This is a genomic window from Agriterribacter sp. (assembly GCF_035497235.1).
Classification (GTDB): domain Bacteria; phylum Bacteroidota; class Bacteroidia; order Chitinophagales; family Chitinophagaceae; genus Agriterribacter.
Genome location: NZ_DATJEB010000030.1, coordinates 1 through 13,132 on the forward strand (window position 1 = coordinate 1; position 13,132 = coordinate 13,132).

The 13,132-nt window shown below is 42.8% G+C and carries 9 protein-coding genes; 1 reads left to right on the plus strand and 8 read right to left on the minus strand.

Annotated features, from left to right (window positions below):
* Window positions 1-184: 184 nt before the first annotated feature.
* The 6 genes from VL121_RS07965 to VL121_RS07990 form a co-directional block, all read right to left on the minus strand.
* Window positions 185-400: a hypothetical protein gene (locus tag VL121_RS07965; protein ID WP_325403966.1), complete on the minus strand. Its 216-nt coding sequence runs from the start codon at window positions 398-400 to the stop codon at window positions 185-187.
* An 82-nt stretch (window positions 401-482) separates the two neighbouring features.
* Window positions 483-725 carry a hypothetical protein gene (locus VL121_RS07970; protein WP_325403968.1) on the minus strand — a complete coding sequence of 81 codons (243 nt, stop codon included), beginning with the start codon at window positions 723-725 and terminating at the stop codon, window positions 483-485.
* Window positions 726-852: 127 nt separating this feature from the next.
* A complete protein-coding gene (locus tag VL121_RS07975) occupies window positions 853-1,050 on the minus strand; it encodes a hypothetical protein (protein ID WP_325403970.1) in 198 nt (65 codons plus the stop codon).
* Between the two features lie 88 nt (window positions 1,051-1,138).
* On the minus strand, window positions 1,139-1,996 hold the full coding sequence (locus VL121_RS07980; protein ID WP_325403972.1) for a tyrosine-type recombinase/integrase: 858 nt from the start codon (window positions 1,994-1,996) through the stop codon (window positions 1,139-1,141).
* A 60-nt stretch (window positions 1,997-2,056) separates the two neighbouring features.
* Window positions 2,057-2,941, minus strand: a complete 885-nt coding sequence (locus VL121_RS07985) for a tyrosine-type recombinase/integrase (RefSeq protein WP_325403974.1) — start codon at window positions 2,939-2,941, stop codon at window positions 2,057-2,059.
* Window positions 2,942-3,047: 106 nt separating this feature from the next.
* A complete protein-coding gene (locus VL121_RS07990; RefSeq protein WP_325403976.1) occupies window positions 3,048-5,744 on the minus strand; it encodes a CHC2 zinc finger domain-containing protein in 2,697 nt (898 codons plus the stop codon).
* Window positions 5,745-5,893: 149 nt separating this feature from the next.
* Here VL121_RS07990 and VL121_RS07995 point away from each other — a divergent pair, with 149 nt between their 5' ends.
* Window positions 5,894-6,229, plus strand: a complete 336-nt coding sequence (locus VL121_RS07995) for a helix-turn-helix domain-containing protein (RefSeq protein ID WP_325403978.1) — start codon at window positions 5,894-5,896, stop codon at window positions 6,227-6,229.
* A gap of 125 nt (window positions 6,230-6,354) precedes the next feature.
* Here the strand turns inward: VL121_RS07995 and VL121_RS08000 are convergent, their stop codons facing one another.
* Window positions 6,355-6,756 (minus strand): hypothetical protein, encoded by a 402-nt coding sequence (locus tag VL121_RS08000; RefSeq protein ID WP_325403980.1) that lies wholly within the window; start codon window positions 6,754-6,756, stop codon window positions 6,355-6,357.
* A 9-nt stretch (window positions 6,757-6,765) separates the two neighbouring features.
* The gene (locus VL121_RS08005) at window positions 6,766-13,083 is read right to left on the minus strand and encodes a DUF6443 domain-containing protein (RefSeq protein ID WP_325403982.1); all 6,318 of its coding nucleotides are present in this window, start codon (window positions 13,081-13,083) and stop codon (window positions 6,766-6,768) included.
* Between the last annotated feature and the right edge of the window lie 49 nt (window positions 13,084-13,132).

Below are 13,132 nucleotides of genomic sequence, written 5' to 3' on the forward strand. Positions count from 1 at the left end.
CCGAACGGATAATAACTACCATACTATTTTGGCTATGCTTCAAAAAATGTCCCACTCTCGAGGGCAGCCACTCAAAGAACTTTGTTACAATGCCCAAAATAGAACTTTTTTCTTTTCAATTGAAAAGAAAAAACCTGCCTGCCGGTAGGCAAGTCCGGGAGTGTTAACCTCCGGATTATACAACTCACTGGTTATTTGCCAACTGGCTGAACTTGATCAGCACCTCCTGGATACTGCTGCCGGTGGCTATGATACGACCGGCATACTCCTTCATAAAGGCGGCTTCCTGGTCAGGACGTACCTGCATGATCTTCAGATCTTCGGCGCCTACCAGCGCACAGGGATTTTCGGTAACAATGTAAACTTTACAGGCCGGACGGTTAAATGATTTTGCATTCATAAAAAAAATTGATTGCCCGCCTGATCGGACGGACAGGGTTAAAAAATAAAATGCGCAGCAAAAAATGCTTAGCGACCAGCCATTAGCGGCATGAGACAAAGCCAAAAGGAAACGGAATAAAAATGATGGCTGCTGTGCGGTGGATTTGTGTTTTTATGCCGTAGTCTTTTGGCGGCCATTGTGCGGTTGCCCTGTGCCACGCTCCTGTGGGCCGGGCGGGCGTTAGGTGCAGCCGGGCATGCCGCAATAGCTTTGCTAAAGCATTTTTGTTGGTAGGTGGAAGAAGCTCGTTGTTGTTTTTCTTTTCCGTGTTACTGCTGCTCAAAAAATCTTTTCTGTTGATGATAGCTGTACTGCTGCCCGGGTGCGATGGGTTGCACGGCTTCCTAAAAAAATAATTGCACCGGCTTTTGTGAGTAAGCATTATTTTTTGAGGCTGCGGTGTTGGATATTTAACATAAAGTGCCTATAGGATGGCGCTGTGTTAGCATGTCCCAAAGGGCATAAGCAAGGGTAGCGCCATGCGAAGCGAACCTATAGGAGCACATTATGTTTAAGTAGCTTCCCTGCAAAATTTTTGGCGTGAAGGGCTGCTGTGCGGCTTTGGGGCAGCCCGTCTTTTGCTTCTGTACCCCGGCGGCAAAAGGCATGACAAAAATTTTGCAGGGCAACAACGACAGGGCAGTCCCGCACTGTCTTTCCTGCGGGACTGCAAGCCGTGCTGTGTGTTGGCTGTATTTATTTCATCGGGTGATGTTGCCCAAGTTCACTTTTCAGATCATCCAGGTTATTTGCCTGGTATCGCATGGTGGAGCTTACATACTTATGACCGGCCATATACTGTACCTGGCGAAGATGATTTTTTCTTAGCCATGCTGTTATTACACTGCCGCGGATCTGTTTGGCGTTGATCACTTTCGGATTGAGTTGCTTCAACTGTTTAAACATATACTGCAGCCGGTTGTTGATGTTACTTTCACTGACAGGCTTTTTGATTTGTTCTCTGAACAATGCACCCTCCCTGAACTTATTTGCATTCAGATAGCTTTGTAGTTCGGTTATCTGCACAGCTTGTAAATTCAATAATCTTTCATTGGTTCGTTTAGTTCCGTTAATAAAAACTTTTCCGTCTTTCAGTTTAAAGTGATGGCGCTGCAGCCGCATAATTTCACCAACCGTTACGCCCTGGTATATCATCAGCCCTAACATAATTTTCTTACTGCTATCTACATTGAGCTGTACGCTGTATTGTTTATACAGCTCTTCCAGTTCTTCTATGCTTAAAAGATTTGTTGGCAGCTTCCTGATTAAGCCTTTAATAAAAACACCGGCTGCCGGGTTATCAGTTCGTTTGCCTTCGCCGGTAAGGTAATTGCAATAATGCCGTACCATGCAAAGTATATTGTGAACGCTTCTTTTACTGATGCCTTTCGTTTGGCAATAACGCATAAAGTCTAACAGTTCGGTATAAGTAAATGTTTCCGGTTTTATATCTTCCCCGTGCAACCAGGTTAAAAAATTTTCTACCCCTTCCGTGTAGCGGCTTACCGTTGCTTTACTGTATTGCTTTTGTTGTAAGTATGCTGTAAATGTCATAATGATTAAAATGATTCTAATGATTAAGATGATTGTTATTTAGCAGGTATTCACCATTGACTATTCACCATTCACCAGATGAGTGTATATCTGTGTGCTGTCTAAATCGCCATGCCCTAAGAACTGTTGGATCATTTCCAGCTTCATGCCGCTTTGTAAAAGATGTGTGGCTATGCTGTGGCGTAAGGTATGCGTGCCGATGTTTTTTTTCAGCCTCGCTTTCTTCGCTAACTGTTTTACTCTTACATACAGGCTCTGCTTTTGCATCGGCTTGCCTTTGTTGGCATCAATAAACAACGCAGTTGTTCGCACCTGTTGTAATAGCTGCGGCCTTGCATGATCTAAGTACAGCTTTATGGCTTCAAAATTCTTTTCCGCTATTGGTACAAACCGTTCTTTATAGCCTTTGCCTTTTCTTACATGCAGCACCCTGGTGGTTTGATTGATGTCGCTCACGTCCAAACATGCACCTTCATTGAGCCGCAACCCACAACCGTAATACACGGCAAGCATGGCTTTATCTCTTATGCCTAAAATCGTTTGTGCTGTTACATCGTATAGCTTTTGTATTTCTGCTTTGGTTAACCAGGTGGGTTTGCCTCTGGCATCTTCCAGCCTTTGCAGGTTAAACGCTACAGGGCTTCTGCCGGTCTCCCGGATGTACCTGCTAAAAAGCTTTAATGCCTGTATTTGCTTATTAATATGCCCCGAGCTGTACTTTTCTTTGGACTGCAGCAACGCTATAAAACTGCTGGCATCTGCCGGCATTAACTGCGATAAATTTTCTTTTCCTATCGCCTGCAGGTACTGTAAAAATTCATAGACACTCCGGGTTAATACAGGTATGCTTAACGGTGAGTAATTCAAAAGCTGTAACCATTCCGTGAACGATTGGAGCAATAAAATATACTCCGCACTTTGCAGTGCACTGGGTTTCTTTTTCATAACAATAATTTTTTTGCTAATAGTCTTTTTCAGTGAACTACTGAACTACTGAAGTAAAATGCAGTCTGGATATGGGTTTGAGTGGTTCATTCGGCTTAGTGAACCACTACTGAACCACTGAACTACTAATTATTTTTGTAATGTGGTCTTTGACTGTGTCCGACTGCTGGCGGATGGCTTGCAGGATGCCTTGTAAATGTTGCTCTATTTGCGATTTTAAAGCCTCATATTCGTCCATCTTTACAATGCTGTACTCATAGCTGCCTTTCCGGTAACGGTTGCCATTTGCCTTTATATAGCCGTACCGTACAAGCTCGGCCAGGTACCGTTTCATATTGCCCGGGTTCATTCTTAACTGCTCTCTTATCGCCTTTGCATTAAAGGTATCGCTGCCGGTTTGCTTTGACAGTTGTTTGAGCCCTTCTAAAAATTCCCTCGTTGCTTTGGTCAGCTCATCACTTTTGCTGAACAGCACATCTTTCATGTAATAAAATCCCTGCTCTATATCTTCATATGTTACATCAATGTAAAGCTGGCCGTGCCTGTCTTTCTTTACTTCCCGTTGATACTGGTGGTAAAAGGCAATGGCTTTTATAAAACCTCTCAGTAGTGTTATTGTTCTTCTTGGCTTAAACACTGCTTCCGGTAATGTGATAAATTTTGAGTAAGGATTATTAACCTGTATCGGTCTTAAAACTCTCTGTATATTTTTAAACAGTTCTTTGTATTGTTGTTCTCTCTCCTGGTCAATGTCGCCGCTTTCTAGTGCTGCATGGTATTCCATTATTTTTTTATCCTGGTCTCTGCTCATATCAATGTACAGCAGGATGCAGCGGTTGGCATTATCTTCATACAGCTTTTCTTTGGTGGTGCAACCACTGATACAAACAGGCCCTTCTACTACTATCGTTATTGTTTTTAAATTGCCCTTGCTGTCTTTGAGGGTTACCGTCTTGCTGATCTTCTTTTTTGTTTGCAGCTCTCTCATGGGATAAAATACCGATAATGCTCCGTCTAAATCTTCAAAAATGATCAGCTTGTTTTTGAGTTCTTCCTGTTTAAAGTAATACAGTGCATTCTCCGTGATCTGTGTTATCTCCATTTTATCTTCATCGGGTATCAGTTCACTGATTTTTTCCTGTAAATATGTTTTGCCGCTGCCGCTTGCCCCTAAAAACATGACGTGCAAAGGGTTTTGTTGTTTGCGCATGGTATATACCAGGTAAGCAATCACCCGGTTTTTTTCTTCGCCTACTATGCCCGTTAGTCCAATCATTTTGTTATGGCGCTCCAACAGCTTTTCTTTTTTCAGTTCATTGATGGCTGCTTGTCTTTGCGCTGCGGTAAGCTCGTTCTTTGTTTCCTGTTTGGGCTGCAGGGCCTCTATTTTTTTAATGCGGTAGTTTTCCAGTTCATTGGTTAGTTCGCTTATCGTGGTTTCCGTTTGCTTTATGTTGCAATCAAAGCTCTCGCTGATGGTTTGTATCAACTGCTCCGTTTGGTTGCGGCTGTACAGGTCTAATGTATCCCTTATCGGCAGTAGTTGCTTTGTTTTATGTTGAACTTTTAAAGTTACTTTCATCCGGTCAAGACCGGTGATCTTTATGCCGCCCCATATTTCTATACGCAACTGGCAGTTATCGTAAACTAACAGTTCAGCGTTCGTTACATCAAGTTTTACAAGTGGCGCTAATGCTGCGGTAGCGGTAGCTTCAGCAGATTCTTTTTTATTTTCAATTGAAAATAAAAAATCGGTTCTGTTATCAATGAGATGTTGCAATACCGTTGCGTCATCATGGTTTTGCAACACACTGTTTATATCTTCCCCGGAAGGCAATGTTACTTTGCTGATCTTTACTTCCGGTAAAATCTGCTTTAATGTAACAGTATGCTTTGCCGTTGCCGCTTCACCGGCTTCGTCTGCATCAAGCATGAAAATGATTTCCTCAAGCTGCGGCAACGCTGTTATTGCTTTTGTATGTTCTTCGGTCAGCCCATTCGTTCCGTACAATGATAAAACTGTGTACTGCTCTGTGATTGTTTGTTGTTGAAGCAGCGAAGCTGCATCAATAATGCTTTCGGTAAGGATCAGCTGCTTTGTTGTTAGTGCCGGATAGCCTGGATAGAGTCCTTCCCGGTTCTGTAAATAAAAATGCCTTTGCTCTTTGTCGTTGGTTGTACTTCTTCCATACAGTGATATTATTTTTTCTTCCTGGTTCTTCAATGGAAAGATAATGCACTCCTTTGCCCATACGCTGTAACCGCCGGCCGGTTTGGATTTTAATAAGCCGTATTGCTCACATCTTTTTAAAAAATGAAGTTCATTTAGTTTATGATGCCAGTCGCCACTGTTATAGCCTGCTTCATGTTGCTTGTAATTAATCGCTCTGCCTTCTAAATAATCAACCCCTTTCTTTGTTAATGGCAATGCTTTGGCAAAATATTTAAACAGCTTCGTTACTACTGCGATTTTTTCTAAGGGTGCTGATTCTATAAATAATTTCGCTGTTGCAGGTTGTACTGTTGTAATCGTATTGTCATTGAGCAACGCAGTTGCTTTTACCAATGCTTCGTGTTTGTTGCAGTTTTCTTTGAGTTGTATAAACTGTATCGCATCTCCTGTACCGGCATGGCAGTTGGATGAGAAGCAGCAGTACGTATTGGTGGCAGGATATATCTGTAATGATGGCGTTTTATCCGGGTGGAAGGGACATAGCAGCCGGTGGTTCTTATCAGGCTTTAAACGGTAATGGCTCAACACCTGGTTAATGGTCAACTGCTGTTTGATCTCTTTTAACTCCATGTGGATAAATTTTGTTTTTGAGACTTTTATGTCGCAAATGTAACATACCGCTCTCAAAATAACAACACACTATGATTTTCATTTCCGCCATTTTATCCACTAAATTTGTACGTCAATGTTAATTATCAGTCTCTTTAATGCCTTTTTATATGAATATTGGTATCAAAATAACCGAACTCAGAAAGCAGAAGAACCTTTCTCAAACTGACTTTGCTAAGACCGTAGGAGTTTCCAGGGAGATGATAGGAAGATATGAACGGGGTGAAGTAATGCCTTCTATTGAAGTAGCAAAAAAAATTGCGGACGCCCTGGAAGTGTCGTTGGATTACTTAGCAGGTAACAGTAAGAAAGCTGCTGTAGATAAAAAAACTATGAAGCTCATACATGATATTGAAGATTTAGAACCCTCCATTAAAGACAAACTGATTTACTTAGCCAATGCCGTTATCAGGGATGCTAAAACCGGTAAAGCTTATGCTCATTAAAACACTAAAGCCCGGCAATCGCCAGGCTTCTTTTATTTTGTTATTTTGTAAATCAAGTAATGCCAAGGCATCAGATCGGCTAACGCACAACGCCAACGCTACAAACCTGCGCCAGGCGGGGTGTATTATAATTCTCCCCTGTTTTTCTTTATCATCAAGTAAAAACAAAAAATCATTAATCCTATTGACAAAACAAAATAGCTGATTGAAAAAACCATTCCTCTTATTTTCTCTTTTGAGGTTTCATTTTCATATCTCTTTGCTATTTCTAAAAACTTCTTATTGTGAACAAAGGAAAAATAAAATATGACTGTCAATATTGATGCAACTAAAAGTATTGTATTTGTCGAGCTTAACCCCAAATTTATATTTTGACCAAAAACATAAGCTAAAGACACTACAGCATAAATATTAAGCATTATTGTCGTTGTCATCAGTAAGATAGCGTAATACTCTGCAACAAATCCGTTTCCAACTCTGATCATTAGTTGGTATAATCTGTAAAATAGATAGCGAAATGGCTTCATATATACTGTTTATCTTTTAGGGGTTAATAGAGGGTCACCATATTGACCAAAAGCACCACCTGCATCAAGTAGAAAATAAGTTGCACTTATTCCAAAACCGATAGGTCCTAAAAAGCCAACACCGCCCATTATTATATCAATACTCGCTTTAATTCCCACAGAAGAATTCGTTCCTCCATTAACATAATAATTTGTAGCAAGACCTCCAGAAATTACGGTAGAAGCAACAAATGTAGCACCGCCTAATACTTTTAACCCCTTGACATATTTTAAATCATTTATTGCAGGACTTGATTTTGCAGCATAGTTGATTAATTCTCCTTTAGCTCCTTGACCAACGTCAAAGGCCCCAATACCTGTATTTACTTTGTCCCAAAAAACAGCAGTAGATTTGTCACCTCCTCCACTTTGAGGTTCAGCATTAGCAGGATCTGCTTGGGTGGTTGAGAGGTTTCCGGTTCCGTATTCTAATTGCGTTGCGGTTCCATCTGCATTTAATTGAAAAGCACCACTATTGCCTTCTTCTCCATTAATATGCCCTTGCTGAACCACACCTGTCTTTCCAATATATTCAAGGTCTCTAACATTTTCATTCCCCGCATTAGCAGTTTTCAATTCATTGTACGATGCTTCATCGGTAACGGACGACACCCATGCTACCTGATTGTCTCCATACTTATCCTTAAATTTTATCCAATCATCTGGTGCCATGCCATCCGGATCAATAAACCTAATCGGATTGTCAAAAGCGTAGTTATAAGGAGAGTGCCTGCGCATCTGATCTGCCAACGGATCCACCACATGCCACCTTCCTATCTGCGGATCATACATCCTTGCTCCATAGTCATACCAGTCAAGCCCCGAGCCATCATTAAATTCTTTGTTCTGTAGTTCCTTGCCGTTGTATTTGTATTTATTTTCAGGGTTCCCGAACGCTAATGCCTTGGAGCTGATCCCCGCCATCGTTAACCCGAATGGGTAATAGTGACTTTCCTCAAGTATCCTTCCCTTTCTATGAGAGATCTGAAATTTATCAAAGTATACCTCCATAGGACTTTCGTTGGATAAATATACATACAAATATCCATTGGCGTTTATGATAATTCCCGTTTGCGCCATCGGCGAAGTAGCTGCAACATCGGCATTCATATTCACTTGCCGCGTACCGCTGCTGCTGGTTATCATATTGAACTGCTCATCGAACAGTATCCAATTCACATATGCCTTAGGCCGGCCGGTATTGGTGTTAGGGTCGCTTGCCTTTAAATTGCCGATGCCGGGGTAGCCTCCCGCTGTAAATGTGTTGGTATTGCGTTCTCCAACAGTAAAATGCCCCCCTACATCCATCGCTGTGGAACTACCGCCAAAGGCAGTTATCAATGCGGTTATCATTTCGGCCGGAATACTATTATTGTTATTATTTTGTCCTACGCTCTTGTAAAACGCATATACGCTTATATCTACCGTATCTGTAGCCATTACTTTCAGCAGGGCATTGGGACCAATTCTCCGGTTCGGGTCAGAATAGTTGAGCCTTGCTACTTTCTGGTTTGCACCATCACTATCAAATCCTGCGGGTTTACCAACTACACTGCCCGGCAAGCCTCCGTAATAAAGCTGTTCATTCGCTATTGTTGCGTCTTCCATCGTAGCAGGGGGAAACAGGTGCTTTTTTGATTCTTCTGTAAGCACCATGCGTACATTGCCCAGGTGATCTTTTACAAAATAGTCGTAGTAAAATTTTGTAGGGTTAGGCTTCAGGGTATCCGGGCGCATCCTTCCTTCTTCGTTTATCACTGATTGTAAGGTATCGTTCACATAAGTAAACGCTCCCAGGTACAGGGTGGTGGTTACTTTTGCACCTTCCGTTGTTACTTTTTTAAGCTTATTACCTGCCGCATCATATGTATATGCAATAATGCCTTTTACCGCGCCCGAGGTTGTTCTTACGGTAACGGTCTGCGGTAGGTTAAGATAGTTGTACACAATACCATTATTGCTGCCATCGCCTATGTCCTTATTGCGGTCTTTAAGAATATTCCCGTTGCCATCATAGGTGTAATCTGTAGCGCTGGTGGTTTTATTGTTGCTTAATGCCGTCATATACAATTTTGAGGAGCGAAAATCGCCAAGTTTTGTGGCTGTGTCGTTTTTCCTGTCAAGGACATTCTTTAGCCGGTTGCCGTTGTCATAATAAGTATATAACAGGCTATCCAACGTTTCACTTGCGCTTAATTTCAATCCCCGCTGGTTCAAAGTAATTAAATTACCGTTGGCATCATAGCTTAAGCCGGTTAGAGAAAAATTTACCTTGGTATTGTTCCAGCTTCCGCCGCTGTACTGTAAAAACGCTGCATTGATAAGTCGGTTTACATTGTCGTAGCTAAAATCGTATTTACGATTGGTAGCATCGCCCCGGCTCTTCCATACCGTGCCTGCTACATTACCGTTGTATTGAGCCTGAGTGTAGGTGGTGGCAGCAGCAGAGGCTGTTTTATCATAGCCCAGTTCCATGCCGAAATAGTGCTTATCAACTCCTGAAACATAATTTTTGTTGATACCTGTAACCCAACCCCTGATATTATAATCATACTCGAGGCTGTCAAGCGGTGTACCATTCATTCCGGCAGTCACCCCAAAAACCTTTTTAGCCAAAAGTCCCTGCCGGTTATATTTATTGACAAGCATGGGTTTGTCACCTGCGCCATTGAAATTTTTAGTTAATGTTGAAAGTCTGCCCATGTGGTCGTAGCTCATCTTGGTTAAAACTGTATAATTCTGGGTAAGGGTACCGGCCTTCTGGTGTTGAATATGTACACGCAAGGGTTTACCATCAAAGCTGTACTGGGTTGTAGTAATGTCTTTTCCCCCTGAGATATTCATTACCTGCGTTTGTATCAGGCGCTCCCGATCGTCGTAGTGGTTAACGGTATAGAGATAACTGGAAGTACCCAACATTTTTACCTTAGTTCCCGTAACCAGGTTCCTAATAAGGGGGGTAGCGGCAACTGCCCCGGCAAAATCGGGACTGGCATTGTAGGTAGTGATAAAGTTCGTACCGTTTATATTAGTAGTTACCAGTGAAGCGCTTAAGCCGCTGCCACTGCCAGCTACCCAGGCATAACTATCATAGTAGGTTTCAGAAAGTATCTCCCATGTACCGGAAGGTTGGGGATAAAAAATGCTAGCATCTGCCAACCCCTGGTGATATGCCCGGTTATTGGTATTATTCCATAAGCCTGTTTGAACTGGGCGGTTCAGGCTATCATTTAGTACGTACAACCACTTTCCCTGCGCCCTCTGTAATGAATCCTGTGTCATTACAAGCCTGTCTCTTGCATCATATACCATCTGCACTTCTCCAGTGCCTGGAACTTTTTTAAAAATGATTCGTTTACGTTTATCATAATCATAACGGAAACAAAGTTCAGCAGCAATAGTGCCCGTGATCGTCCATGTGCTGTTTATTAGTTCGACAGCTTTGGGCTGTATTACAAACCTGAGATTGTTTGCATCATCGTATATGTAGTAAGTACATAGCCAGCCTGCATGCGCTGTCCCCGGGGTGTCTGACACCTGCACTTTTTTTAATACAATCTTTCCTTCTTTATCCTTGTATTCAATTATTTGTTTACCATGTTCGTCAACAGTTATATCTTTATACAACAATCCCATCCCATAAAAAGCCGAACTGGATGGTATACTTCCCGCCGAGGCAGTAATATTCCAAATACGCACGCTGTCGGCTACTGTATTGCTCAAGTACTGCTGTTCAATAACCCTGTTACTGCCTACCCAGCTCGTTCCGGGAGCGGCAATTGTTTTAACTCTCTCCAGCGTAGAAGCTTCATAGCTGGTTCGCGTGAAGTAAAACTGTTCACCAGGAAAATCCTCATTTAAAATAGTTGCCTGCGTTGCCATTGCATTAGTTCTGTAGTTACCATTGTTACCTGCGGACTCATAGGGCAGGTATTGACTGGAAGGCCGCCCCATGTTATCATATATGACGGGGCCTACAATATCCAAAGAATTAGAGCTTTGTCCTTTGCTGACTGTTTGAAGCAATCTGCCCAGCCCATCAAAGTATTGTGTTGTTTGCCTTACCTGGTAAAGATTGGTTATCGCATTGGATGTGGCTGTATCCAGTACGCCGGCTTTAGTAATATCCCTTACTTTAATGTAATTGAGGCTATCGTTGGTAGGTACAGCCCCTACTGTTACAATGGCAATATTAGTGTAACCCGTTTCAGTACCACAAGTTATTTTTCTTATGTACCATGTAGTGGCTGTAAGATTGCCAGGGTTGTAGGTTAGCCCAGATCCCGGAGTGCCCGCTATATCCGTCCATGTACTACCGCTATTGGTACTTTTCTGCCAGCGATACGTGTAGCTGCCTCCACATCCGCCGCCACTGGCGGCATTGGCGCTCATTATGCCAGGCCCTGTTCCGCTGGTTACCGTATAAGCTGCCGGCGAAATAGTACCCACGAATAGTTGCGGATTTACATCAATAATTAAACTACCTGTGTAAGCTGTTTCCGAAGCACAAGTTGTCTTTCTTCTGAACCAGATTTTAACAATCAGATTTCCCGGTGTATAGTTTTGAGTTGTGGCGCCTGAAATATCTGTCCATGTTGTGCCATTTGTAGAAACCTGCCAACGATATGTGTATCCTCCGGGACAATTACCTCCTGTGGCTACCGTTGCGGCAATTGCCCCGGGAGATGTATTATAATTGATGGTTTTACCGGTAGTTGTTATGCTGCCACCTGTTAGTTGCGGCGCAACTGTGATGACGCTGTTACCAGTATAAGCTGTTTCAGTTCCGCACACTGTTTTTCTACGATAATAAATACTGGTGATGAGATTACCGGGTGTGTAGTTTTGGGCTGTAGCCCCGCTAATATCTGTCCAGGAACTACCGCTTGGTGAGGACTGCCATTGATACGTATAGCTTCCACAATTACCACCTGTTGCTGCTGTGGCGCTCAATAAACCCGGGCTGCTATTGTATGAAATGGTGATGGCAGCAGGTGTAAGCGTGCCCCCGGTAAGCTGCGGTTTTACAGTTATTGTAAGTGTATTGGTATACACTGTTTCGGTGCCACATACTGTTCTTCTCCTGTAATAAGTGGTAGCGATAAGATTGCCAGGCGTATAATTTTGAGCAGCAGCACCGCTGATATCCGTCCATGTACTACCATTGGGAGAAGATTGCCATTGATACGCATAGCTTCCCCCGCAGCCACCCCCAGTTGACCCACCGGCGCTTAATAAGCCGGGACTGGTATTATAGGTAATTGTTGTAGCAGTTGCTGATGCAGTACCTGCAATAAGCTGTGGATTAACAGTAACGATCACAACGCTGCTATAGGCTGTTTCTGTACTACATATTGCTTTCCGCCTGAAGTGTGTAGTAACAGTAAGATTACCGGGAGTATAATTTTGAGTAGTAGCGCCGATGATATCCGTCCACGTACTGCCGTTAGGAGAAGATTGCCATTGGTACGCATAACTTCCACTGCAATTGCCTCCTGTGGCTACCGTACAGTTCAATGCTCCCGGGCTGGTATTATAATTGATCGTTTTTGTTGCAGGACTTGCTGTGCCCCCCTGAAGCTGTGGCGTTACGGTGATCAATGCAGTATTACTTGTGTAGGCTATGTCGCTGTTACCATCTGTAACCTGCCTTCTGTAATAGGTTGTAGCTGTCAATGCTCCAGGTTGATAATTTTGACCGGTTGCACCGGATATATTTGTCCACGTTGTGCCATTAGGAGATGATTGCCATTGATAACTATAAAACAAAGTTCCACCAACGGCAACGGATGAGTTAATTTGTGCCGGAGTTGTATTATATGCGATAGTTTGCGATGGATTGCTGATTGTTCCTCCCGTAAGCGGTATTCCGCCGCCTGTAATGGTAATGGTGATGGTAGCAAGAACTGCTCCGTATCTTATAGCTTTTATAGTTGAACTTGTACAGCCGGGAACTGTCCAGTCAACCACCACTTTTTGCCCTGTCCAGGAGCTTACATTGCCACAACTTACCTCCCAGGCAGTGGCATCGCCATCATCGCAATCCAAGTTGTAGGTAACTGTAGTACCCCAGGCAGCCGTTGTAGGATTAAAAAGAGGGCCTTTGATCTGGCAGAAAAACTCCATGCTACCTACATATTCATCATTATTGGTTACAGGTTTTGATATTGTTGATTCAGGGTCTGTTGTTAAATGGCTAACAGTTTCATGAATGTGCTGCGCAGAAACTGATGTGATACCTGTTAGCAACAGAAAGCAGCAGATCAACATTTTTATTAGTGAGTGCATTGTTTGCATCGTTTGGTAGATTAATAGATTTGGAAGCAACTATTTCAAA